20 protein-coding genes are annotated in these 23,219 nt (G+C 69.0%); 9 read left to right on the forward strand and 11 right to left on the reverse strand.

Going from position 1 to position 23,219, the window contains the following annotated elements; translation table 11 throughout:
* Positions 1 to 43: 43 nt before the first annotated feature.
* On the reverse strand, positions 44 to 535 hold the full coding sequence (locus AB0L64_RS34040) for a DUF1269 domain-containing protein (protein WP_355698630.1): 492 nt from the start codon (positions 533 to 535) through the stop codon (positions 44 to 46).
* 194 nt (positions 536 to 729) lie between these two features.
* Here AB0L64_RS34040 and AB0L64_RS34045 point away from each other — a divergent pair, with 194 nt between their 5' ends.
* Positions 730 to 1,224 (forward strand): DUF6069 family protein, encoded by a 495-nt coding sequence (locus AB0L64_RS34045; RefSeq protein ID WP_363716953.1) that lies wholly within the window; start codon positions 730 to 732, stop codon positions 1,222 to 1,224.
* 24 nt (positions 1,225 to 1,248) lie between these two features.
* Here the strand turns inward: AB0L64_RS34045 and AB0L64_RS34050 are convergent, their stop codons facing one another.
* On the reverse strand, positions 1,249 to 1,923 hold the full coding sequence (locus tag AB0L64_RS34050) for a GAF and ANTAR domain-containing protein (protein ID WP_363716955.1): 675 nt from the start codon (positions 1,921 to 1,923) through the stop codon (positions 1,249 to 1,251).
* A gap of 49 nt (positions 1,924 to 1,972) precedes the next feature.
* Between AB0L64_RS34050 and AB0L64_RS34055 the strand changes: the two genes are divergently transcribed.
* Positions 1,973 to 3,607 (forward strand): family 20 glycosylhydrolase, encoded by a 1,635-nt coding sequence (locus AB0L64_RS34055; RefSeq protein ID WP_363716957.1) that lies wholly within the window; start codon positions 1,973 to 1,975, stop codon positions 3,605 to 3,607.
* A gap of 43 nt (positions 3,608 to 3,650) precedes the next feature.
* Here the strand turns inward: AB0L64_RS34055 and AB0L64_RS34060 are convergent, their stop codons facing one another.
* From AB0L64_RS34060 to AB0L64_RS34075, 4 genes are read right to left on the reverse strand one after another with little or no spacing between them, the layout of a single operon-like run.
* Positions 3,651 to 5,714: an NPCBM/NEW2 domain-containing protein gene (locus tag AB0L64_RS34060; RefSeq protein ID WP_363716959.1), complete on the reverse strand. Its 2,064-nt coding sequence runs from the start codon at positions 5,712 to 5,714 to the stop codon at positions 3,651 to 3,653.
* 34 nt (positions 5,715 to 5,748) lie between these two features.
* Entirely contained in the window at positions 5,749 to 7,896 is a 2,148-nt protein-coding gene (locus tag AB0L64_RS34065; RefSeq protein WP_363716961.1) for an alpha-galactosidase, read from the reverse strand.
* On the reverse strand, positions 7,893 to 8,708 hold the full coding sequence (locus AB0L64_RS34070; protein WP_363716963.1) for a carbohydrate ABC transporter permease: 816 nt from the start codon (positions 8,706 to 8,708) through the stop codon (positions 7,893 to 7,895). Before AB0L64_RS34070 ends, AB0L64_RS34065 begins: the two co-directional genes overlap by 4 nt.
* Positions 8,705 to 9,529, reverse strand: coding sequence for a sugar ABC transporter permease (locus tag AB0L64_RS34075; RefSeq protein ID WP_363716965.1), 825 nt, complete (start codon positions 9,527 to 9,529; stop codon positions 8,705 to 8,707). Before AB0L64_RS34075 ends, AB0L64_RS34070 begins: the two co-directional genes overlap by 4 nt.
* A gap of 233 nt (positions 9,530 to 9,762) precedes the next feature.
* Here AB0L64_RS34075 and AB0L64_RS34080 point away from each other — a divergent pair, with 233 nt between their 5' ends.
* On the forward strand, positions 9,763 to 10,959 hold the full coding sequence (locus tag AB0L64_RS34080; protein ID WP_363716967.1) for a transposase: 1,197 nt from the start codon (positions 9,763 to 9,765) through the stop codon (positions 10,957 to 10,959).
* Positions 10,960 to 10,994: 35 nt separating this feature from the next.
* Here the strand turns inward: AB0L64_RS34080 and AB0L64_RS34085 are convergent, their stop codons facing one another.
* Positions 10,995 to 12,278 (reverse strand): substrate-binding domain-containing protein, encoded by a 1,284-nt coding sequence (locus AB0L64_RS34085; protein ID WP_363716969.1) that lies wholly within the window; start codon positions 12,276 to 12,278, stop codon positions 10,995 to 10,997.
* Between the two features lie 219 nt (positions 12,279 to 12,497).
* Here AB0L64_RS34085 and AB0L64_RS34090 point away from each other — a divergent pair, with 219 nt between their 5' ends.
* Genes AB0L64_RS34090 through AB0L64_RS34105 form a run of 4 tightly spaced genes read left to right on the forward strand, consistent with a single transcriptional unit; the run spans position 12,498 to position 15,902 of the window.
* The gene (locus AB0L64_RS34090) at positions 12,498 to 13,220 is read left to right on the forward strand and encodes an SDR family oxidoreductase (RefSeq protein WP_363716971.1); all 723 of its coding nucleotides are present in this window, start codon (positions 12,498 to 12,500) and stop codon (positions 13,218 to 13,220) included.
* A gap of 11 nt (positions 13,221 to 13,231) precedes the next feature.
* Positions 13,232 to 13,960 carry a FadR/GntR family transcriptional regulator gene (locus AB0L64_RS34095; protein ID WP_363716973.1) on the forward strand — a complete coding sequence of 243 codons (729 nt, stop codon included), beginning with the start codon at positions 13,232 to 13,234 and terminating at the stop codon, positions 13,958 to 13,960.
* On the forward strand, positions 13,957 to 15,102 hold the full coding sequence (gene dgoD / locus AB0L64_RS34100) for a galactonate dehydratase (RefSeq protein WP_363716975.1): 1,146 nt from the start codon (positions 13,957 to 13,959) through the stop codon (positions 15,100 to 15,102). Before AB0L64_RS34095 ends, dgoD begins: the two co-directional genes overlap by 4 nt.
* Entirely contained in the window at positions 15,096 to 15,902 is an 807-nt protein-coding gene (locus tag AB0L64_RS34105) for a hypothetical protein (RefSeq protein WP_363716978.1), read from the forward strand. Before dgoD ends, AB0L64_RS34105 begins: the two co-directional genes overlap by 7 nt.
* Before the next feature lie 2 nt (positions 15,903 to 15,904).
* On the opposite strand, the gene AB0L64_RS34110 is transcribed toward AB0L64_RS34105, so the two are convergent.
* Positions 15,905 to 17,698 (reverse strand): sialidase family protein, encoded by a 1,794-nt coding sequence (locus AB0L64_RS34110; RefSeq protein WP_363716979.1) that lies wholly within the window; start codon positions 17,696 to 17,698, stop codon positions 15,905 to 15,907.
* A 127-nt stretch (positions 17,699 to 17,825) separates the two neighbouring features.
* On the opposite strand from AB0L64_RS34110, the gene AB0L64_RS34115 reads away from it, so the two are divergent.
* Complete coding sequence (locus AB0L64_RS34115; protein WP_363716981.1) at positions 17,826 to 18,446, forward strand: bifunctional 4-hydroxy-2-oxoglutarate aldolase/2-dehydro-3-deoxy-phosphogluconate aldolase; 621 nt, start codon at positions 17,826 to 17,828, stop codon at positions 18,444 to 18,446.
* Positions 18,447 to 18,626: 180 nt separating this feature from the next.
* Positions 18,627 to 19,547 (forward strand): sugar kinase, encoded by a 921-nt coding sequence (locus AB0L64_RS34120; protein ID WP_363716983.1) that lies wholly within the window; start codon positions 18,627 to 18,629, stop codon positions 19,545 to 19,547.
* Positions 19,548 to 19,668: 121 nt separating this feature from the next.
* Here the strand turns inward: AB0L64_RS34120 and AB0L64_RS34125 are convergent, their stop codons facing one another.
* From AB0L64_RS34125 to AB0L64_RS34135, 3 genes are all read right to left on the reverse strand, one after another.
* The gene (locus AB0L64_RS34125) at positions 19,669 to 19,932 is read right to left on the reverse strand and encodes a hypothetical protein (RefSeq protein ID WP_363716985.1); all 264 of its coding nucleotides are present in this window, start codon (positions 19,930 to 19,932) and stop codon (positions 19,669 to 19,671) included.
* An 88-nt stretch (positions 19,933 to 20,020) separates the two neighbouring features.
* The gene (locus AB0L64_RS34130; protein WP_363716987.1) at positions 20,021 to 21,481 is read right to left on the reverse strand and encodes an ATP-binding protein; all 1,461 of its coding nucleotides are present in this window, start codon (positions 21,479 to 21,481) and stop codon (positions 20,021 to 20,023) included.
* The gene (locus tag AB0L64_RS34135; protein WP_355698599.1) at positions 21,481 to 23,142 is read right to left on the reverse strand and encodes an FAD-dependent oxidoreductase; all 1,662 of its coding nucleotides are present in this window, start codon (positions 23,140 to 23,142) and stop codon (positions 21,481 to 21,483) included. Before AB0L64_RS34135 ends, AB0L64_RS34130 begins: the two co-directional genes overlap by 1 nt.
* Between the last annotated feature and the right edge of the window lie 77 nt (positions 23,143 to 23,219).

Below are 23,219 nucleotides of genomic sequence, written 5' to 3' on the forward strand. Positions count from 1 at the left end.
CGTCACGCGGGGCCGGCGCCGCCGATGCGGTCCGGAGAACCGGCTACTGCGCGAGCATCTCGCGCAGTTCCGCCTCCTGCTCGGCCGACAGGTTCGACTCGATGAGCTCGGGCTTCACCCCGCGCTCGTCGAAGGCCGCCTTCACCTTCTCCTGCACGGCACCGCTCGACATCAGGAACAGTGCCGAGGTCCCGGGGGTGACCTTGTCGCGGGCGGTCTTGATGAAGTCGTCGTCGATGCCGACGTCGCTCATCGATCCCGCCAGTGCGCCGGTCGCGGCGCCGATGGCGGCGCCGAACAGCGGAACGAAGAAGATCAGCCCGAAGAGCATGCCCCAGAACATGCCGCCCAGCGCCCCGGCACCGGCCAGGTTGTGCAACTGCCGGGTCTTGGGCTTCTTCTTGTCCGGCTGCCACGACACAGTCGCCGCGTCGTGCACCTCGATGAGCTGCTGTTTGGCCAGTGACTCCAACGTTCCGACGGCTTGATCGGCTCCTGTCGGGCTGTCGAACTTCCACACCGTCAGTGTCGCCATCGTGCGCTCCCTTAAGTCGGTCTGTACGTCATCTGCAGCCTCGACCGACGACAAGCCCGTCGCCTCATCCCCACTGGGTGAACGGCACCTGGGCCGGCCCGTGCGGATCGGCGAATCATCCGCCCCGAGTGATGCGGCCCGGCCGCTCCGTGGCCAAAGTCTGGGCAACGCCGCCCGACAGGAGGGTCCGACGCATGACCGTGCCACCTTCGTCGCCAGCCGCCGACCGAGCTCCGCGCGTCAACGCAGCCCGCCTCTGGGCGGGCGGAGCGGCCACCGCTGTCGTTGCGGGCCTCGTCGCGATCGTCGGCATCCTGCTCGCCCGTGGTGTCTTCGACCTCGAGGTGCTCGCTCCCAAGGGCGATGGCGTCTGGGGTGATGCGGATACCTGGACGTACGCCGCCGTGTCCGCCGGTGCTGCCCTCGTGGCGACCGGCCTCGTGCACCTGTTGATCCTGTCGACGCCCCGTCCGCTCCGTTTCTTCAAGTGGGTCGTCATGCTCGCCACGCTGGCCGCCGTGCTCGCACCCTTCGCGGCCGAACGCTCCTGGGAGACTGTGGCCACCGCGCTGATCAATCTGGCCATCGGCATCACCATCGGTGCCCTGGTGACCGGCACCGCCCGGAGCGCGACCACCGTCGTACAGCACAGGCCGCCACCGGCCGGCCCGGTCCCCTATCCGCAGTAGCCGTCTGCACCCGTCTGGCCGGCCTCAGTGGGTGGCGGTCCCGGCGACTATCTGCTCGGCGACCACGCGCAGTTTCACGTTGCCGTCCTGGGACAGCCTGGTGAGGAACGCGAACGCGCGGTCGTCGGACAGGTGGTACCGCTCCATGATGATCCCGACCGCGTTGCCGATCAGGCCCCGGGTGCGCACGGCGTCCTGCAGGTTGTGGATCTCCCGGGCATACCCGATCGCCATCGCGGCCTGGTGCTGGAAGAGCACACCGAGTGCGCCGAGGTCGCTGAAAGCGCCGGCCGTGTGCGCGTACAGGTTCAGCGCACCGCGCGACTTCGGCGCGTCGAAGAGCCGGATGCCCGCCTGGGCCTGGATCCCGGCGGCGACGGCGGTCGCGGCGTACCGCGGGAAGCGTGGATCGTCGGCGAGGTACGGCGAGACGACGTGCACCGCGTCGGCCGCGGCGTCGTAGCACGGTCCTTCCTGCAGCTCGTACTGCGCCGCGTCGACGCCCCACAGCAGGTCGGCGGTGGGTGCGACAGTCTCCAGCCGACCGTCGAGGTGCAGGATCGTGATGCTGGCGTGGTCCACCTCGTCGAGCACTTCGACGGCCGCCGCGGTGATGCGCTCGAGTGTATGGTCGAGGTCACCGGGCGTGAGCGCCTTCGACAGCCGCTCTGCCTGTTCCAGCAGCCGTTGCGTGTCCATTCGGGTCCGGTACCCAGCCCATGCGACGGCGATGCCGCAGAATCGTCGCATGAGTCTTCCCGTGATCCCCGCACCCACGACGACGACCACCAGCGACGAAACCTTCACCCTGAGTGGCGAATCCCGTGTCGCCGTACGCTCACCGGAGCTCGCCGGGCCGGCCGCGCTGTTCGTCCGGGAGGTCCGGCTCGACACCGGGCTCACGCTCGTCCCGCCGGTCATCCGTGACGCGGCCACGGTCCCGCCGGACGCGACCCCGGCAGCCGTCACCGTGCTGATCAGCGACGAGGGCCTCGGCGACATCCCGTCCGCGGCCGGAGTTCGCGCGGACGGGAACGACGTGGACGAGCGCCACGGGCTGGAGATCACGAGCGAGGGCGTCCGCGTGTGGGGCCCGACTCCCGAAGCCGTCCACCGCGGCCTCACCTCACTGCGTCAGCTCATCACCGCCCACCTGCAGGACGGTACGGCGGTACTCCCGGCGGTCCGGATCGTCGACGGACCGCGGTTCGCCTGGCGCGGGCTGTCGCTCGACGTGGTGCGGACGTTCCACGCGCCGGCCGAGGTACGGCGGGTCATCGACATGCTCGCGCTGTACAAGCTCAACGTGCTGCACCTCCATCTCACCGACGACCAGGGCTGGCGGGTCGAGGTACCGTCGCGGCCCGAGTTGACGCGGGTGGGCGCTGCGGGCGCGATCGGCGACCGTCCGGGCGGGTACTACCGCACCCACGAGCTGGCCGAGCTGGTGGCGTACGCGGCCGACCGGTACGTGACCGTCGTCCCCGAGATCGACATGCCGGGGCACACGTCGGCGGTGTTCACGGCGTACCCGGAGCTGGCCCCGGCCGAGCTGCGCACGATTGATCTCGGCAACGGCAACGCGATTCCGCTGAACGCGCTCGAGCCCGGTCGCCCCGAGACCTGGGCGTTCGTCGAGGACGTGCTGGACGCGGTCGTCCCGCAGTTCCCGCAGAGCGCGTACGTGCACATCGGCGGCGACGAGGCGTGGGGCATGGCGGACGAGGACCACGCCGCGTTCGTCGACAAGGCCGCCGCGCTGGTGCGGGCGCGCGGCAAGCGCGTCGTCGGGTGGCAGGAGATCGCCCGGGCGAACCTGGGTCCGGACGACGTCGCGCAGTACTGGATCAGCATCGACCTCGACGCGGCGGACGCCGGGAACGGGCCGGTTCCGCCGGCGGACCTGCTGCCGATCCTCGTCGAACACCTGCGGAAGGCGAAGGGCGACGCCCCGAAGGCACTCGCCGCCGGCGCGCGCCTGATCGCCTCGCCGACCACCTGGTTGTACTTCGACCGGCCGCACGGCGACGCGTCGTCCGACCCGGAACAGGAGGAGGCGCGCAAGCGGCTCGGGCTGGAGTTCTACGGCCCGGCCACCCTCCGCGACGGGATCGACTGGGACCCGGTCGAGGACACCCCCGGCGTGACGTCGACCGACCAGCTGGCCGGTATCGAGGCCGCGATGTGGTGCGAAACCATCACCGGCCCCGACGACCTCGAACTGATGCTCCTCCCCCGCCTCCCCGGCGCCGCCGAGAAGGGATGGTCGCACCAGACCCCCACTGACTGGCCGATGTACGCCGCGCGCTTGGCTGAGCAGTCTCCCGCCTGGCGCACCCGCGGCTGGACCTGGCTGAAGTCGACCGAGGTCGACTGGAAGTAGGTGCAGGGGGCGGTCTTCGCAGACCGCTCCCTGCACATCGTGGTCAGCAGGTCGCGGTTGGTGCGGCCCAGTCGGCGCGGTCGTTGTAGCCGCCGTCGCCGGCGTCGCCGACGAGGAGGTCCAGGACGCGGACACCGGTGAGGTCGACGTCGAACTGCTTCGGGGTGAAGCGGTCGACAGTGCCGCTGTCGAACAGGACCTTGCCGTCACCGACGACCTGGAACGTCGACGTACCGCCGTCCGGTCCGACGTTGCTCACCACGTCGTCGATGCCGACGGTGCCGGTGAGCCGCGCGCACGACTTGCCCAGGTAGTACCGGATCAGCGACGGCGACGCCACACCGATGCCGGTCGCGTACGTCGTACCGGTGAGCTTGATCGGGTTCCCGCCGCCGACACTCTCGTCGATCGTCGGTGACATCCAGCCGCTGGTCGCGGTGATCCACTGATGATGCGACAGCGGCACGGTCCCGCTCGGCGGCGCCGGCGCGACGACCACCGGCGACAGCACAGTCGTCTGCTGCTGCGTGCCATACCCGATTGCCTGGTACGTCGTGGTCGCCGTCAGGCTCGCGGTACCGGGCGCGGCCCCGGCCGGCAGCGTCACGGTGAACCCGAACGTCGCCTGCTGGCCGCCCTCGATCAGAGCAGGTGCCTTCGACAACGGCTTCACCGACCACCCGGTGCCGCCGGCAACTGTCACGGCGGGGGTGAACACCGGCATCAGCCCATCATTGCGGACGGCAACTTGCACGGTGAGTTCGTCGCCACCCGCGACCACCGGCGCGGCACCCTCGGGCTGCGCGTCCGTGCCGACCTTGGTCACCTGCGGGATGCCCGCCGTCACGTGCGGGACCCCGGGGACGCCACGGGCCGCCGAGACGCGGAACAGCGCAGTACCGTGCGCCGGGATCGCCGCGCTGATCACGCCGCCGCTTTCGGTCACCTTGTCGGTCCATGCGTTCTTGAGCGTGAATCGGTCACCGCTGAGACCGACCGCCGACGCGGTGGTGGTGATGGTCTTCGCGCTGTCGCCCCGGTTCAGCAGGACCACGGCCCGGCTGCCGTCGGCGAGCCGCTTCACCCAGGTCTCCGTCGTACCGGCCGCGCCGGCCCGCACCGCCTGCACAGCGGCCTTGTCCTGGTTGATCGCGACCACCTCCGGGTCGGTCAGCATCCCGATCGTCGTCGCGCTCAGCTTGCGCACGTCGCTGCCGACCACCAGCGGCGCGGCGGCCACCGCCCACAGCGTGAGCTGCGTTCGGAACTCCTCGTCGCTCATCCCGAGCTCGGGCGCCAGGTAGTCCGGGTCGCTGAACGCGCCCGGCTTCACGACCTCCGGGTGCCGGGCGTTCGCGTCGTAGTTCCGCAGGACGTCCTTGAACTTGATGTCGCCCTGGAACCCGACGTCGGTGTAGGTCCGCCACGACTGCGCGATCGTCGGCGCGTACGACCAGGAGTTGATCGACTGCTGGGACTCCGGGTAGTTGCCCCAGTCCGGCGACGTCACCGGGTTGCACAGGTTGAAGATCATCGGCCGGTGGCCGGCGTTGTTCCGCAGCGCCTGGGCGAACTCGGTGTAGGCCGTCTTGGGGTCCAGGTTCGCCGCGATACCGCACAGGTAGTCGACCTTGACCGCGTCGAAACCCCAGGCGGCGAACTGGTCCGCGTCGCGCTGGTAGTACCCGCCGCTGCCGAGACCGCACTTGCCCGGGATGTACGGGCCGGCGTCGGTGTAGATGCCGGCCTTCAGGCCCTTGCTGTGGATGTAGTCGACCAGCGGCTTCAGGCCGTTCGGGAACTTGGCCGGGTTCGGCACCAGGTCGCCGGCTGCACTGCGGGACTGGTCGGCCTGCCAGCCGCCGTCCAGCCACACGATGTCGTACCCGGCCTTCGCCAGTCCGCGGCTCACCAGCGAGTCCGCGACCGACTTGATCGTGTCCTCGGTGAAGTCGCCGCCGAGGCCGTAGTACGTGTTCCAGCCCATGTAGGGCGTCGGGCTGAGGACCGGAGCTGTGGCCTGAGCCGCCACAGCTCCGGTCGTGGCCGCGAGCGCGCCGGCCAGCAACGCCGCCGCGGTCACCCCACCCAGGAGTCGTCTGAGCATCTTCGTTTTCCTTTGCTGCCGTTTGAGCGGATGGTCAGTCGATCGACTCGACGACCAGGCAGTGCGAATCGGCGGAGCCGTCGACGACGACCCCGACCTGCAGCAGGTAGCTGCCCAGGTAGGTGTGATCGCCCACCCGGTAGTTCTTGGCCGGATCCAGCCCGGCCAGCGGCACCCGCCGCGGCCGGGTCGGCAGTGTGCCGCGCACGTTGCCGTCACCGGTCTCCCACAGGAACACCACGGACTTCCGCGGTCCGACGTACTGCACACCGGAGCCCAGTCCGGAGACCTTGCTCTCGGCAATCAATTCCCGGAAGCCCTTGTACTGCTCGATGTGCCGCGCCGCCGTCTTCAGCTGCTCGTCGTTCCAGCGCGACAGGTCCGCGCCGATCCCGAGCACCCCGGCCATCGCCACGTGGAACCGGAAATCGAGCGATCGCTGCCGGCCGTCGTGCGTACCTTCCGCATCGGTCACCCACGAGCTCATCAGGTGCGGCGCGAACCCGGTGCGGAAACCCTGCTGGATCTTCAGCCGATCCAGCGGCGCCGTGTTGTCGGACGGCCAGAGCGTGTCGACGCGCGCCGCCATGCCCAGGTCCACCCTCGCTCCCCCGCCTGCGCAGCCTTCCACGGACACATCGGGGTGCCGGGCCCGCAGCCGATCCAGAATGGCGTAGAGATTCCTCACCGCCAGTCCGTCGACGTCGCGCCGCACATCCCCGGTGTCGAGCCGCGGCCGATTCGCATCCCATTTCAGATACGAGATGTCGTACGACGACAGCAGCCGATCCAACGTGCTCCAGATGAACTCGGCAACATCGTCCCGGCTGAGATCGAGCAGCAACTGGTTGCGGACCAGCACCGGCTCGCGGCCGGACGTCCGGAGGATCCACTCGGGATGCTCCTGCGCCGGCTGCGACGTCGGGCTGACCGACTCAGGCTCGATCCACAGACCGAAATCGAGCCCCAACCCGTGCAGGTCGGCGATGAAACCGTCGAGCCCACGAGGGAACTTGGCCGCGTCGACCTCCCAGTCGCCCAGCCCGCCGGTGTCGTCGGACCGCCCGACGAACCACCCGTCGTCCACCACGAACGTCTCGACGCCGATCCCCGCCGCCCGCCGCGCCAGCTCGAGCTGATGCTCGGCACGCAGGTCGAACTCGGTCGCGAACCACGAGTTGTACAGGACCTTCGGAACACGTTTTCGCGACCCGGCCCGCGCGTACTCGTGGAACGTTCGAGCCAGGCCGTCAGGACCCTCGGCGCTACAAGCCCCGACAGCCTTCGGCGACTCCCAGATCTCGCCCGGACCCAGCCGCGTACCAAGGCTCGAAGCACTCCGGCCTGCCTGAATGCGGAGAAGGCCGGTGGTGTCGACGTCGGCGGACATCTCCCAGGACCCGGACCACGCCAACTGGACGCCGTACGCCACGTCCCCGTCCGTCGCGAGGAACGGCGAATACGAATGCCCCGTGATCCCCTGCGCGCTCCCGATGGTGAACCGTCCGCGCGGCAGGGTCACGGACGCCTGCTGGAACTCGCTGTTCCACTCGCCCCACAAGTACTTGACCGTGTTCCCCACGGGCACCACGAACCCGGCGGAGTCGTGCCGATGCAGCGTGAGCTCTTCGGTCCCGTCGTTGCGCACGGAAACCCACCGCTCCACCACGTCGCCGACCATCCGGTAGTGCAATACGACCCCCAGCCCGCGCACCTCGTCGACGAACTCCAGACCCAGTTCCTCCCCCACCCCCACCTCGCCCGCCGGCCCCACACCGTCCTCCCCAGGACCATTTGAGGGGTGAACCGCTCGCATTGCCGGTTCCCCCGGCTGCATGCGATCGGTGAACCGGCCTGGGCGGGGGTTAACCCCTGAAATGGCCGTGGGGGCGTGGGGCAGATGGGCGGGGCGGGTGGCGTGGATCGGGTGGGTGAAGGTTGGGCGGAGTTCGTCGCAACCGTCCGGTCCGCTGACCACCAGGTCGACCGGGGCGGTGTAGCGGACGCCCCGTACGGCGTACTCCAGCGGCTCGACATCGGCTCGCGGTACGAAGTGCTCGGTCCCGACCACCTCGACCGGCGCCGGACCAGGTCCCCAGGCGACCAGCTGCGCCCACTGCCCGTGCTCCGGCACACCGACGACGTACGACGTCGTCGTGCCGCGCAGCCACCAGGTCCTCACTTGACGGCCCCGATCGCCAGACCGCCGACGAAGTGTTTCTGGAAGCGGAGGAAGACCGCGACCGTCGGTACGGCGGCGATCACGGTGCCCGCCGCGATCACGTTCCACGACGACACGAACAGCCCTTGGAGGCCGAGCAGCGCCGGCGTGACCGGCATCTTGTCGCCGGAGCGGATCACGGTGATCGACCACAACAGGTCGTTGAAGATCCACGTGAACGACAGCGCGCCGAGCGCCGCCAGCGCCGGCCGGGTCAGCGGCAGGATCACCGCCGAGTAGATCTTCCCCGGCCCGGCTCCGTCGATGGTCGCCGCTTCCTGGATCTCGCGCGGCAGGTCGCGCATGAATCCGTGCAGGACGAACGTGTAGAAGCCCAGCCCGAACCCGACGTGCACCGCGATCAGTGCGATGAGCGTGTCGTAGTAGCCGATCAGCTCGACGAAGCGCGAGATCGGGATCAGCAGGATCTGCGGCGGCAGCAGGTTGCCCATCAACATCAGCAACAGGATCGTCCGCCGGAACGGAATGCTGTAGCGCGCGAGCCCGTACGCCGCCACCGAGGCGAGCCCGAGACTCAGCAGGACGGCCGGGATCGTCACCAGCAGGCTGTTGATCAGCGCGCGGAACTCGTCCGCGTCCTCCCACGCCGACTTGTACGTCGAGAACGTGAACGAGTGCGGCAGCGAGCCGAGCCCGTTCGCCGCGACGTCGTCGAACGAACGGAACGAGATCACCACCACCCACAGGATCGGCGCGACCCACAGGAACGAGATCAGCCCCATCGCGACGTGGTAGCCGGTACGCCGTATCACGTTTCCTCCCGGAAGGCGCGGATCAGGTAGCCGAGGATGACGGCGAGGGCGAGCAGGAAGATCACGACCGCCAGCGCGGAGGCGTACCCGAGCTGGGTGGACTGGAACGCGGTCGAGTACATGTAGGTGCTGAGCAGTTCGGACGAGTGGTACGGACCGCCCTTCGTCATCGACCAGACGATGTCGAAGGATCGCAGCGAGTCGATCACGATCACCGACAGCACGACCGAGTTCACGCCCTTGAGCTGCGGGATCGTGACGTAGCGCGTGCGCTGCCAGGCGGACGCGCCGTCGACCTTCGCGGCCTCGTACAGCGCCGGGTCGACGGCCTTCAGGCCGGCCAGGTACAGCACCATCACGTACCCGATCTGGCGCCACAGGGCCGGCACGATGACGGCGTACAACGCGGTGTCCGGGTCGGCCAGCCACGGGCGGACGAAGTTGCCCAGGCCGACGGTACGGAAAACGGTGTCGACGAGACCGTCCGGCTGGTAGAACACCCGCCAGATCAGCGCGGTCACGACCAGGCTGAAGACCACCGGGGTGAACAGCGCCGCCCGGTAGATCCCGACGCCGCGCCGCTCGCGCTGCAGGAGCAACGCCATCCCGAAGCCGCCCGCGACGCTCAGCCCGCCGAACAGCACCAGCCAGATCGCCGTGTTCTTCAACGCGGTCCGGAAAATCGGATCGGAAACCATGTCGGAGAAGTTTCCGAACCCGACGAACCGCGGCGCCGACAACCCGTCCCAACTGGTCAAGGCCAGCCAGAACCCCTGCAGCGCGGGCCAGAACACCCAAACGGCCTCAACCGCAAACGGCACCAGGACAAACGCCAGGATCAAGGGTGCGACGCGTCGCGAACCGCCGCGGGACGGTCGGCGGGGAACGGGTGTTGCTCTCCCACCGGTACGGCGAGGGGGTGATTCGGTCTCGCTCACTATGGACGTCACCTGAGTTGTCGCGGGGTAGCCCCTTTCTCCAGGGTGGGGACGAACCGCGACTGCCTCCCTTCGAGGACAGGGAACTGTCGGTCCCGACTGATTGGATAGATGGCGTGTCCCGGTTCCGGCTCTACCCGACTCCCGCGCAGGAAGCTGCATTGCTTGAACATTGCAAGCATGCGCGGTATGTCTGGAACTTGGCTCTTGAACAGTGGTCGATGTGGACCCGCGGGCAGAGGCCGACGCCAGGCTTTGCTGCGCAGTGCCGTCAGTTGACTGAGGCGCGAGCCGCGTTCGACTGGCTGAGGGCCGGGTCGCAGACCGTTCAACAGCAGGCATTGCGCGACTTCCAGCAGGCGGTGAAGAACTTCTTCGGCGGAACCCACCGGCGTCCGAGCTGGCGCAAAGCCGGCCACCGCGAAGGGTTCCGCATCGTTGGTCTCCAGGCTTCTCGGGTAGCCAAAAGGAACCGGAAGTGGGCCGAGGTCAACGTGCCCAAAGTTGGCTGGGTCCGGCTGCGGCTGTCGCGCGCCGTCCCGGACGCGAAGTCGTACCGCATCACCCGCGATCGGGCCCACCGCTGGCACATCGCCTTCACAGCGATCCCGCAGCCGATCCCCGCACCCGGTACAGGCGAGGTCGTCGGCGTGGACCGCGGCATCACCGTCTCCGCAGCACTGAGCACCGGCGAACTCCTGACCTGCCCGGGCCTCTCGGACCGCGAGCGGGATCGACTCAAGCGACTGCAGCGCCGACTCGCACGCTGTCGTCGCGGCTCCAACCGTCGCAGGCGGACGAAGGACGCGATCGCCAAGTTGCACGCTCGTGCCCGCGACCGCCGCAAGGACTGGGTCGAGAAGATCAGCACCGACCTCGCCCGACGCTTCGACCTCATCCGCGTGGAAGACCTGCGCGTCATGCAGATGACCCGTCGCCCCAAACCCATCCCCGACCACGATCGGCCAGGTGCGTATCTGCCGAACCGGCGGCGCGCAAAGGCGGGCCTGTCTCGAGGCATCTTGGCCAACGGATGGGGCGAAATGGTCGTCCGCCTGCAGCACAAAGCCATTGGACGAGTCGAGAAAGTCAAATCTGCGTACACGTCGCAGACCTGCAGCGCCTGTGGGTATTGCGCGCCGGAGAACCGCAAGAGCCAAGCGATCTTCCGGTGTGTTGCCTGCGGACATCTTGCCAACGCCGACGTGAACGCGGCAGTCAACATCGCGGCCGGACGGGCCGTCAGCGCACGCCAAGAGACGCCACCACGGGTCTCGCCGAAGCGTGAACCTCAACACGCTACCTCCGCGTAGTAGTTGGAATCCCCGCCCTGCGTGCGGGGAGGACGTCAAGCCTTGAAGACCTTCTCTGCCGCGGCCTGCCAGTCCTTCAGGATCTGGTCGATCTGGTCCGGCTTGTCGAGGAACTTGGTGAGGGCGGCGTCGGCGGTCGGCTGCAGCGCGTCACTCGAGTCGCGGTTGAAGAACTGGGTGATCTCGGCGGCGCCTTCGATCATCGCCTTGCCCTTCTTCACCAGCGGGGTGTCGGCGGCCTTCCCGTCCGGGTTCGCCGGGATGACCGTGCCGGAGGAGTTCTGGACGTAGATCTCCTGCGCCTCGGCCGTCGCCAGCCAGGTCAGGAACTTCTTCGTGCCGTCGACGTCCTTCACCTTCTTGGAGGCGAAGTACCCGTCCGTCGGCGCCTCCTCGGCCACCCGCACGGCCGGATCGATGATCGGGAACTGGAAGAAGTCGATGTCGTCGAGCGCGTCCTTCGGCGCCGAGTCCGCGAAGAACGTCCCGATCAGGAACATCCCGGTCTTGCCCGCGAGCAGCGCCGACGTCGCCTCCTGGAACGGGAACGACTTGCCCTTCGGGTCGAAGTACGGCAGCACCTCACGCCACTTGGTGAAGACCGCCTTCACCTTCGGGTCGGTGAAGTTCCCCTCGCCGGCCAGCAGCTGCCGGTGGAACGGCGCGCCGTTGATCCGGATGTTCAGGTAGTCGAACCACGCCGACGCGACCCACGGGGTGTCGCCGAGCCCGATACCGATCGGCGGCACGCCCTTGCTCTGGATGGTCTTGCACACCGCGACGAACTCGTCCCAGGTCTTCGGCGGCGTCACGCCCCACTTGGCGAAGTTCGACTTGCGGTAGAAAATGCCCCACCAGTAGTAGCTGGTCGGCACGAAGATCTTCTGCCCGGCGCTGCTCGTGGACAGCGTCTGCATCGCCTTGGAGTAGTTGCCCATCGAGTCCCACACGCTCGAGACGTCGAGCAGCAGGTCCTTCTTCGCGTACGAATCCGCAACCGAACCGGCGTACCAGGTGTAGACGTCCGGCGGGTTCGCCGAGGTCAGGTACGTCGGCAGCTGGGTCCGGAAGATCTCCGCGGCGACCGTGTTGAGCTTGACCTGCGAACCGCCGGTCTTGTTGTACGCGGCAACGAGTTTCTCCATCGCGGCCTTGGCCTGCTCACTCGAGAGGTTCGACTGCAGTGCGACCTCACCGGTGGCGGCACTGCCGCTGCCCGGACTCTTCGACGACGTCGCGCACCCGGGGACCAGGGTGGCCGCCCCGAGCAGCCCGAGCCCCTTGAGGAATGTGCGTCGATCCGCTGCCAGACCCGTCATGCCCTAACTCCTGAGATCTGCCCGGCCGGCGATGCCAGTCGGGTGAGTGGTGTGTTGCGGACGATCTTGCGGCGGCGCGTCGCAGGTGTCAATATTAATTCGTAAATTACGAGCAAATCGCTTGACGCGACACGGGCGTCACGATCAACTGATGCCTCGTTCATCGTTGGAAGCGGCCTGCCTCCGTGCTTGGGTAGGAGCGGATCGAAGGAGGCGCTGGTGCGGCTGGCTGGGCGGGTGATCGTGGTGACCGGAGCCGCGTCGGGGATCGGCGCGGCCTGTGCCGAACGGGCGCTGACCGAGGGCGCGCAGGTGGTGCAGGTCGACGTACACCCCTGCAAGGACGTGCCTGGCAAGGCGATCAGCGTGATCGGTGACGTGTCGTCGCCGGACACCTGGGCGGAGGTCCGGTCCCGCGGGCGCGACGAGCTCGGCCCGATCGACGGATTGGTCAGCAACGCGGTCGTCGTCGACGTGAAGCCGGCCCACGAACTGCCGCCGCCGTCCTGGCAGCGGCAGCTCGACGTCAACCTGACCGCCGCGTTCCTCGGCTTCCAGGCCCTGTACGACGACCTTGTCGCGGGCGCCGGCTCCGTCGTACTGGTGTCGTCGGTGCACGCCCTGGCCGGCCTGCCCGGGCATCCGGCGTACGCCGCGACGAAGGGCGCGCTGGTCGCGCTCGGACGGCAGCTCGCCGTCGAGTACGGCCGGTCGATCCGCGTGAACAGCGTGCTTCCGGGCCCGGTCGTCACCGCGATGTGGGACCGGGTCGACACCGAAGGGCGCGAGCAGAGCGCCCAGGCGACGGCACTCAAGCGGCTCGGGCAGCCTGACGAGGTGGCCCAGGCGGTGGCGTTCCTGCTGTCGCACGAGGCGTCGTTCGTCACCGCGACCAGCCTGGTGGTCGACGGCGGATGGTCCGCCGTGAAGGACTCGGCGTGAGGGAGAGCAGGGTGACGGGGATTCAGCGTGGGGTACCGCGGGGACTGCACGGGCAGATCGTGGAGGTGATGGCGCAACGCATCCTGTCCGGGCAGATCCCGGAGGGAGCGACCATCAACGTCACCGAACTGCAGTCCGACCTCGGCGTCAGCCTCACCGCGGTCCGCGAGGCCTTGAAGGTGCTGACCGCCAAAGGCCTGGTGGACGCACGGCAGAAGCGCGGGACGTTCGTCCGGCCGCGCTCGGACTGGAACCTGCTCGACGCGGACATGATCCGCTGGCACTTCAGCGACGCGGACGCCCGGCCCGAGCTGCTCGAGGAACTGCACGAGGTGCGCGGCATCGTCGAGCCGGCCGCCGCCCGGCTGGCCGCGCTGCGCTCGGACGACACCCACCTCACCGCGCTCGACGAGGCACTGGCGGCGATGGAGTCGGCGACCGACGACCTCGCCGCCGTGACCGCGGACCTCGCCTTCCACCGGGCGCTGCTCGCCGCGACCGGTAACGAACTGCTGACCAAGATGGAAGTGATCATGGAGACCGGGCTCGCCGACCGCGACCGGCTGGTGCACAAGGTGAAGCCTTCGGACGACCCGGTGCCCAGCCACCGGCGGGTGGTGGACGCGGTCCGCGCCCACGACCCCGAGGGCGCCGAGCTCGCGATGCGGGAACTGCTCGCGAAGGCGGCCGAGGACCTCACCGAGGTCCGTGGTTCGACCCGTGCCCGGCGGCGCCGGTGAAGATCGAACGCATCGAGACGTTCCTCGTCCCGCCGCGCTGGCTGTTCTGCCGGATCGAGACCAGCGACGGCGTCGTCGGGTGGGGTGAACCGGTCGTCGAAGGACGCGCCGAGGTCGTCCGCGCCGCGATCGACGTCCTGGCCGAGTACCTGATCGGCAAGGACCCGCTGCAGATCGAGCGGCATTGGCAGGTGCTGACCAAGGGCGGCTTCTACCGCGGCGGCCCAGTGCTGAGCAGTGCCGTGGCGGGACTGGACCACGCACTCTGGGACATCGCCGGCAAGGTGTACGGCGCGCCCGTCGCGGCGCTCCTCGGTGGGCGGGTCCGGGACCGGGTCCGCGTCTACGCATGGGTCGGCGGGGACGAGCCGTCCGCCATCGCCGAGTCGGTCGCCGAGCAGGTGGCGGCCGGGATGACGGCGGTCAAGATGAACGCCAGCGGGCAGATCCAGGCGTCCCCGTCCGTTGCCGAGGTCAACGACATCGTCACCCGGCTGGCCGCTGCTCGCTCGGTTCTCGGTGACTCCCGGGACGTCGCGATCGATCTGCACGGACGGGTCGGCGTGGCCGCGGCGCGGCGGATCCTGCACGCGGTCGAGGACCTGCAGCCGCTGTTCGTCGAGGAGCCGGTGCTTCCGGAGCAGATGGCGCATCTGGCCGAGGTCGTCACGACGTCGACGGTGCCCGTCGCCCTGGGAGAACGGCTGTACCACCGGGCCGACTTCATGGCGCCGCTGAACGCCGGCGTCGCCGTCGTGCAGCCCGACGTCTCGCACGCGGGCGGGATCTCCGAGCTGCGCCGCATCGCCGTCCTCGCGGATGCGCACGGGGCCCTGCTGGCGCCGCATTGCCCGCTCGGCCCGATCTCGCTGGCGGCGTCCCTGCAGGTCTCGTTCGCGACCCCGAACTTCCTGATCCAGGAGCAGAGCAGGGGCATCCATTACAACGTGACGAGCGACCTCACGTCGTACGTCGTGGATCCGGCGCCGTTCACCTGGGTCAACGGCCACGCGGAGTGGAATCCCCTGCCCGGCTTGGGAATCACGGTCGACGAAAACGCCGTCCGCGCCGCGGACCGGATCGGTCACACGTGGCGCAACCCGTTGTGGACCCACGACGACGGATCGTTCGCCGAATGGTGACCGAGCAGGGCGCCGGCCGCCTGGTCACGGTCGACGCCCAGGACGGCGGCAGATGGACCTCCCTGCACCTCGCGGGACGCGAATGGCTGTGGGCAGGTCCGGGTCTGATCACCGGCTCCCGGGCAGGTCTGGCCACCTTCATCGACGCCGGCGGGCTCGACGAATGCTTCCCGACCGTTCGCGGCGAACCTGATCACGGCGGCCTGTGGAACCAGCCGTGGGACGGGTCGGTGGTGTACGACGGCGCGATCCTGACCCGCACCGTCACCTCCGGCACCGACACGGTCGCCGTCGACTACCACCTCGAGGCGGCTCCGGGTTACCGGTTCATCTGGGCCGCTCACGCATTGCTCGACTGTGCCGAAGGTGCCGTCATCTCCCCTGTGCCCGGGACCGAGTGCAGGCTGTACCCCGAGTCCGCCCCTCTCCTTCCCTGGGCCTGGCCGGCCGATGCGCCGTGGGTGACGGCCGTCTGGCCGACTCCTCTCGACCTCGACACGTACGGCGCTACGGACGGCACCGCCGTCGGCGCCGTCCTGCTGGACTGCCCGGCGGTCTCGGTCCAGGATCGCGGCGCCGAGCTCAGCCTGACCTTGAGTTGCCCGGGACAACCAGTCTCCACCGCGCTGTGGCGCAACCAGGGCGGCTTCCCGAACGACGCGCCGTACCGGAGTCTCGGCGTCGAGCCGATGCTGGGCCGCGTGTTCGACCTGGCGACCGCCGGTCCGGACGACGCTGCGGTCGTCCCCGCGAGTGGTGAACTGACCTGGCGGCTGACCGCGTCCGCCAGGCCAGTGTGATGTCACCCCAGCGGCAGATCGAGGACGGCGTCGGGCACCGAGGTGCTGTTGGCGGTGCGGATGCTGTTCAGCTCGGTGGCGGTCAGGGCCCGTTTGTAGATGCGGACCTCGTCCATCGAGCCGTCGAAGTGGTGTGCTCCGTCGAGGCGCTGCCCGACGTACATCTTGAACGGACGCCCGGGGCTGACCGAGCCGGTCGGCGCCGTGACGCTCGCGGCCTGGGTGCCGTCGACCCAGATCGAGAGCGTGCCGGCCTTGCGTTGCAGAGCGACGTGATGCCAGGCGTTGTCGTTGTAGGCCTTCGTCGTCTGTACGGCGGCCGTGGCGCCGCCGGTCGTGATCAGGCCGCGGATACGACTGTCCGCGGGTTCGGCGCGGAGCCAGAACTGGGAGAACTCGTTGATCCCGTACGCCCACAAGATCGCCTGATTGGCCGTGCTCGCGCCGTACTTGATCCACGCCATCGCCGTGAAATCACCCGCGTTCGTGGCCAGGGACTCGGCGAACGGCAGCTGGATCGCGTCGTCGACCCCATCCAGATCTCGCGCTTGGCCGAACTTGCCGGTCACTGCCGTCGTTCCACCGCGCAGGTAGCTGGCGTTGCCGTAGCCCGAGACGTCCGGGGTGGTCGGGCCGAGGGGCGCGTCGGGGTGGCCGATGTCGTTCTCGGTGAAGCGTGCGAAGCGGATCTGGTCGCGCGCGTCGACCGAGCCGCCCTCGTAGAGCAGGCCGATTTCGCCGGTGTCGAGGATCGCCAGGTCGGAGTAGCCGGACCAGTAGCTGGTGATCCTGGTGCCTTCGGCAACGGTCTGCCAGGTCTTGCCCTCGTCGAAACTGGACCGGATCGTCATGTACCGGCGTCGGTCCGGATCGGCCGGAGCGGCGAACAGGATGCGGTTGTACTTGTCGCCTCGGTCGACCGCCTTGAGGCGCTGCAGCGAGCCTTGGACGACTGGCGTCGTCAGGCCGGCGATCGTGGTGAACGGCGCGGAGAACGTCTGACCGCCGTCGTTGCTCACCGCGGCCATCCGGCTCGCTCCCGACGTCCCGGCGTTGTTGCGCGCACCGGCGTACACCCCGCCGTCGACCTTCTCGACGACGCTGATCTCCTGCGGCGTGGCGTCCGACCGCAGATCCGTCGCGCCTTTGTGCCAGGTCACGCCGTGGTCGTCGCTGTACACGAGCTGGCCGGCGTTCTGCCCGGCGCCGTTGTCGTAGTTGGTGCCGGCGACAAGGCGGCCGGCGTGGGCGCCGCGGGTCAGCTGGATGCCGTGCACCGGGCCGGTCGCGTACCAGCCCCAGGCCGGGTCGTCGATCTGGTCGCCGATGTTCCGCGCCGTACTCCACGTCTTCCCGTCGTCGTCGCTGACCTGGACGTACGGCGTGCGCGGGCGGCTCGTCGTACCGGGGTCCATCGTGCTCAGCAGCACGATCCGGCCGGTCTCGTAGTCGACGATCGGGGCCGGATTGCCCCGCGTGGCGACCGCGTTCGGGTCGGTGTCGGTGCCGGACAGGACGGTCTGGGTCGCCGACCAGGTGCGGCCGTCGTCCTCGGACCGGCGCATCACCAGGTCGATCTCCTGGGAGTCCGCGCACCACGCGCGGCGGGCCTCGGCGAACGCGAGCAGCGTCCCGGCCTTGGTCTTCACGATCGCGGGGATGCGGTAGCAGCCGTAGCCGGCGTCCCCTTTGTCGAACAGCACGGTCTGGGTCACGGCGGCTTGGGCGGCGGGCGGTGCCGGGACGATGAGCGCGGCCAGCGCGAGCGCCGTTACGAGGGCTTTGAACCTAGGCATGAGCGGATGCCTCCTGAAAGTAAACAACGGGGCGGTTGTTCACTTCGAAATTTAGCCACACATTCGGCGTCCACGCCAGAGCTCATGGGACGTCCTATGTCCACGCTGATCACATAGGTTGGAGAACATGGACCTGCTGGGAGAACTCCGGAGCCGGAAACTGCTCGCGATCGTCCGCGCCGACGGGGCGGAGACCGCACTCGCCTGCGTCCAGACCCTCGTCGAGGCCGGCGTCACCGCGCTCGAGGTCTCGCTCACCACACCGGGCGGGGTCGAGGCGATCGCCCGCGCACGATCGCAGTACGACCCGGACATCCTGATCGGCGCCGGCACCGTCGTCACCGCGGCGCAGGCCGACGAGGTCGCCGCCGCGCGGGCCGACTTCACCGTCACGCCGGCGATCACCCGCGGCGCGCACCGCTCGGTCGAGCTCGGCCTGCCGCTGCTGTGCGGCGCGCTGACTCCCACCGAGGTCGTCGCCGCGCTGGACCTCGGCGCCACCGCGGTCAAGATCTTCCCGGCCAAGGTGTACGGCCCCGGCTACTTCTCCGAGCTCCGGGCTCCCCTTCCCGACGCGCCTCTGATCGCCGTCGGCGGCGTGGACGCACAGTCCGCGCCGAAGTATCTGGCGGCCGGCGCGCTCGCGGTCGGTGTCGGCTCCCCCCTGCTCGGCGACGCGGGCACCGGCGGCTCACTGTCAGAGCTGGCGATCCGCGCCGCCAGATTCCGCACCGAACTCAACCTCTGACCCCCGACCCATTCGCCTGGCAGACCAGCCAATTTGCCTGGTTGACCAGGGAGATGCTGGGTTCTGCACCCTGAATACCGGTGTACAACCCGGCATTTGGCTGGTGGACCAGGCAAATGTGACGGGTGCGGAAGCGGACCGGCCTTCGGGATGTCGCGGAGTAGTGAACGGAGTAGTGGAATGACTAACTTGCTGACCATCGGCGAGACGATGGTCTCGGTACGGACCGCGCGCCCGATGCGGCTCGGCGGCGACGCGCATCTGTCGATCGCCGGCTCCGAGAGCAACGTGGCGATCGGCGTCGCGCGCCTCGGGCACGACGTCACCTGGCTGAGCGCCGTGGGCAACGACGAGCCGGGGCGGCTGATCCAGCGCACCCTCCGCGCCGAGAACGTCGGCACCCGGATCCGGTTCTCCGACGAGGCGTTCACCGGCTTCATCGCATTTGACCAGCCGTCGCACGACATCACCCGCGTCAGCTACCACCGCCGCGGCTCGGCCGCCTCCACACTGACCGCCGACGAAACCACGGCCGCCGTCGCCGAACTGGCGCCGACCCTCCTGCACGTCACCGGCATCACGCCGGCCCTCTCTTCCTCGGCGCGAGCCGCGACCCTCGCCGCCGTACGCGCAACGAACGCAAGGGTCTCGTTGGACGTGAACTACCGCGCCCGGCTGTGGTCCCGCGCTTCAGCAGCCAGCGCGCTGCGGGAACTTCTCCCCGACGTCCACACCGTCTTCGCCTCGGACGACGAACTCGACCTCCTCACGGACGCCGACGACCCGGTCGCCGACCTGCTCAACACCGTCGAAACCGTCGTCGTGACAGCCGGCGGCAAGGGCGCCTGGTCGCACACCGCCGACGGCACCATCCACGCTCCCGCACTTCCGGTGACCGTCGTCGACAGCATCGGCGCCGGCGACGCCTTCGTCTCCGGCTACCTGTCGGCGACCCTCGACAACCTCTCCCCCGAGGAGCGTCTCACCCGCGCCACCACCTCCGGCGCCTTCTGCGTCACGGCGTACGGCGACTGGGAATCCCTCCCCACCCGCGAAGACCTGACCCTCCTGACGCACACCCAGGGCACCGCCCTCCGCTGACCCGCACCACCCGCCCGCCACGACCAGGGATCAGCCAGGCGGAGACCAGAACTGGTGGGCTGAGACAGGTAATAACAGGTCCCCATCCACCATTTCTTGTCTCCGGTTCGCCGCCTCGGGGTCAGGTGTCGTCTTCTACCGGGAAGAGGATCGGGCTGAGGAGGTACCGGGATCTGCCGGGTGCGGCCTCGTTGGACAACGCCGGGAGGATCGCCGCGCGCATTCCCTCGATGAGCTGGTGGAGTTCGGCCTCGGTCAGCCAGATCCCGTGCTGGCGGTACCCGACGAGGTCCGCGACCGGATCGGCTCCCTCACGATCGACGTACGCGTTGAACTCCGCGCGCCGGCCCGTCGACGATGGGCCGATTACCAGGACGCCGGCCACGTGGACCAGGCCGCGCTCTCGGCGATCCTCGATTGGTTGCCGTAGACAACACCGCTCCCCACCGCGGCGGTGGGGAGCGGTTCGCTGCTCAGGACAGCAGTGCCGGGTCCGATTCGAGTTCTCGCTCGGGCTCCAGCGGGAGGACGATCTTGAAGACCGTGTGGCCGGGCTCGGACTCGACGCGCAGGTCGCCGTGGTGCTTCTTGACGACGATGCGCCAGGAGATGTCGAGGCCCAGGCCGGTGCCTTCGCCGATCGGCTTCGTGGTGAAGAACGGCTCGAAGATGCGGCGCCGGATCTCCTCCGGGATCCCCGGTCCGGTGTCGCCGATCTCGACGACCGCGTACGCGCCGTCGCGACGGGTGCGCAGCGTCAGCGTCCCGGATCCGCCCATCGCGCTCACCGCGTTGTCGATGATGTTGGTCCACACCTGGTTGAGCTCCGCGGCGTACGCCGGGATCGCGGGCAACTCGGGGTCGAAGTCCTTGACCACCTCGTAGCCCTGCAGCTTGCCCGACATCATCACCAGCGTCGACTTCAGCAACTCGCGCAGATCGACGGTCTGGTACGGCGCGCGGTCGATCTGCGAGTACTGCTTGGCGGCGCCGACCAGCGTCGAGATCCGGGTGACCGAGTCGTCGATCTCGTTCATCAGCGACTCGGTGTCGATCGTGTACATCAACCAGCGCACCGCGCCCTCGAGGTACTTCGGCCCGACCACCTCGAGCACGTTCTCCATCCACGGCACGTCCAGCCCGGCGGACGCCAGCACCGGCGCCACGTCCCAGCTCGCCTGCACGTCGTGGTCGTCGAGCCAGTCCGTCAGCGTGTCCTCGCGGTCGGACAACTCCAGCGGCGGGATGTCCTTGTCCTTGGTCTTGTCCAGCCGCTCGACCGCGTCGTCCTGGAGCGCGACGATCTGGTGCAGCTTGGTCGCGTCCAGGGTGCCGTCGGCAAGCATCGCGAGCTTCGACCGCATCCCGGACACGCGCTGCCGCAGGGTCGCGGCCGCCCGGACCGCGGCGGCGGCCGGGTTGTTCAGCTCGTGCGTCAGACCGGCCGACAGCGAGCCGAGGGCGAGCAACCGCTCCCGCTCACCGAGCGTCTCGTTGGTCCGCCGCATGCCCATCACGAAGCCCTCGATCAGGTGCACCGCCATCGGGAACCAGGTGTTCATCATCGTCGCCATGCTCTCGGCGCTGATGACGAAGAACTCCGACGGCTCGGTGACCAGCATCGTCGCGGTGTACGACTTGTGGTCGGCGGCACCGAAGAACGCGTTGAACGCGCCGGCGTACACACCACGCTGCCGGGTCCGGTTGATCTCCACCAGCTCGCCGTGCGACCGCTTGCACAGGCGAAGCTCACCCGAGAGCAGGACGTAGCAGCAGGTCGCCTCGTCGCCCTCGTTGAAGACGGTCCCGTCGTGCACGTCCTCGACGTGCCCCGCGTCGGACAGCCACTGGAGCTGCTCCTCGGTGAGGCTCTCGAAGAGGAACAGCGTGCGCAGCTCGTCGGGCGTCAGCCGCTTCACCGCTTGGTCGGTCATCAGAGCATCTCCAGGTATCGGTGCACCAGTGTCACGGCCATCGCACCGTCACCGACGGCCGAGGCGACGCGCTTGACCGACTCGGCCCGCACGTCACCCGCGGCGAACACGCCGGGCATGCTCGTCTCCAGGTGGTACGGCTCCCGCTCCAGCGGCCAGCCCGGAGGTCTGCCGGGCAGGTCCGGTCCGGTGAGCACGAATCCTCGGTCGTCGCGGAGCAGGTCACCGGGCAGCCAGTCCGTCCGCGGCGCCGCGCCGATGAACACGAACATCCATTCCGTGTCCACCTCGCGCTTCTCCCCGGTCTCGCTGTTCAGCAAGGTGAGGTGTTCCAGGTGCTCCGAGCCCATACAGGAAACGACCTGCGTGCAGGTGTGCACCTCGATGTTGTCGATCTGATCGATCTGGTCGATCAGGTACGACGACATCGTCGCGGTGAGCGATGGTCCTCGTACCAGCATATGCACACGCTTGGCATGCCTGGAGAAATAGACCGCGGCCTGACCCGCGGAGTTCGCCCCGCCGATGATGTACACCTCGGCGCCGGCGCACGCCGGACCCTCGGTGGTCGCCGAGCCGTAGTAGATGCCGCGGCCGCACAGGTCGTCGACGCCGGGGGCCTGGAGCGTCCGGTACGAGACGCCGGTCGCCAGGATCACCGAGTGCGCCGAGATCTCGCTCCCGTCGGCGAACCGCAGCCGGCGCGCGTTGCCGAGCGTCTCGAGCCCCACGACCTGCCGGGTCGTCAGCAGCTCGGCGCCGAATCGGACCGCCTGCCGCCGGGCTCGGTCGGTCAACTGCGCACCGGACACCCCGTCCGGGAAGCCGAGGTAGTTCTCGATGCGGCTCGACTGGCCGGCCTGACCACCGGTCGCCAGCTGCTCGACCAGCACGGTCCGCAGGCCCTCGCTGGCGCCGTACACCGCCGCACCGAGCCCGGCGGGACCGCCGCCGACCACGACAAGGTCGTAGAAGTCCTTCGCCGGGGCTGTCGACAGACCGACCTTCTGGGCCAGCTCGGCCTCCGACGGCGCGACCATGACCGTGGCGTCGGGCGTGATCACGACCGGCAGCGTCGTCCCGTCGACGTCGGCGGCGTCGAGCAGCCGCTTAGCCTCGTCGTCGTCGACGTTCAGCCAGCGGTAGGGCACGGCGTTCCGGGCGAGGAAGTCGCGGGCCGCGAACGACGGCGCCGACCAGCGGTGCCCGATCACCCGGGTCTCGTCGCCGGACGGCTCCGGGGTCGACCGCCACAGCTCGAGCATCGCGTCGACCACCGGGTAGAGCTTCTCCTCCGGCGGGTTCCACGGCTTCAGCAGGTAGTGGTCGAGGTCGACCACGTTGATCGCCTGGATCGCGGCGTCGGTGTCGGCGTACGCCGTCAGCAGCACGCGCCGGGCGAGCGGGAACAGGTCCATCGCGGCCTCGAGGAACTCGATGCCGGACATCTGCGGCATCCGGTAGTCGGCCAGCAGCAGCGCGACGGGCTCACCCCGGAGCTTCAGCTCCTTCAGCGCGTCGAGCGCCTGCGCCGGGTTCTCCGCCCGGACGATGCGGTTCTCCTCGCCGTACCGACGGCGGAGGTCACGGGCGATCGACCGGGAAACGCCGGGATCGTCGTCCACGGTGAGGATCACCGAGCGGGTCGTTGACGCTGTCATGACTCCTTCATACCAGCGCAAGCCCACAAACCGGGATCGGTAATCCACAGGCCCGTGCCCGGTTCGCGAGGGGCTGA

This window comes from Kribbella sp. NPDC051936 (assembly GCF_040680955.1).
GTDB lineage: Bacteria > Actinomycetota > Actinomycetes > Propionibacteriales > Kribbellaceae > Kribbella.

Bases quoted from the DNA above. Each gene is read 5' to 3' on its own strand.
- AB0L64_RS34040 (WP_355698630.1), bottom strand. From the start codon at position 535: ATGGCGACACTGACGGTGTGGAAGTTCGACAGCCCGACAGGAGCCGAT.
- AB0L64_RS34045 (WP_363716953.1), top strand. From the start codon at position 730: ATGACCGTGCCACCTTCGTCGCCAGCCGCCGACCGAGCTCCGCGCGTC.
- AB0L64_RS34050 (WP_363716955.1), bottom strand. From the start codon at position 1,923: ATGGACACGCAACGGCTGCTGGAACAGGCAGAGCGGCTGTCGAAGGCG.
- AB0L64_RS34055 (WP_363716957.1), top strand. From the start codon at position 1,973: ATGAGTCTTCCCGTGATCCCCGCACCCACGACGACGACCACCAGCGAC.
- AB0L64_RS34060 (WP_363716959.1), bottom strand. From the start codon at position 5,714: ATGCTCAGACGACTCCTGGGTGGGGTGACCGCGGCGGCGTTGCTGGCC.
- AB0L64_RS34085 (WP_363716969.1), bottom strand. From the start codon at position 12,278: ATGACGGGTCTGGCAGCGGATCGACGCACATTCCTCAAGGGGCTCGGG.
- AB0L64_RS34105 (WP_363716978.1), top strand. From the start codon at position 15,096: ATGGTGACCGAGCAGGGCGCCGGCCGCCTGGTCACGGTCGACGCCCAG.
- AB0L64_RS34110 (WP_363716979.1), bottom strand. From the start codon at position 17,698: ATGCCTAGGTTCAAAGCCCTCGTAACGGCGCTCGCGCTGGCCGCGCTC.
- AB0L64_RS34115 (WP_363716981.1), top strand. From the start codon at position 17,826: ATGGACCTGCTGGGAGAACTCCGGAGCCGGAAACTGCTCGCGATCGTC.
- AB0L64_RS34120 (WP_363716983.1), top strand. From the start codon at position 18,627: ATGACTAACTTGCTGACCATCGGCGAGACGATGGTCTCGGTACGGACC.
- AB0L64_RS34130 (WP_363716987.1), bottom strand. From the start codon at position 21,481: ATGACCGACCAAGCGGTGAAGCGGCTGACGCCCGACGAGCTGCGCACG.
- AB0L64_RS34135 (WP_355698599.1), bottom strand. From the start codon at position 23,142: ATGACAGCGTCAACGACCCGCTCGGTGATCCTCACCGTGGACGACGAT.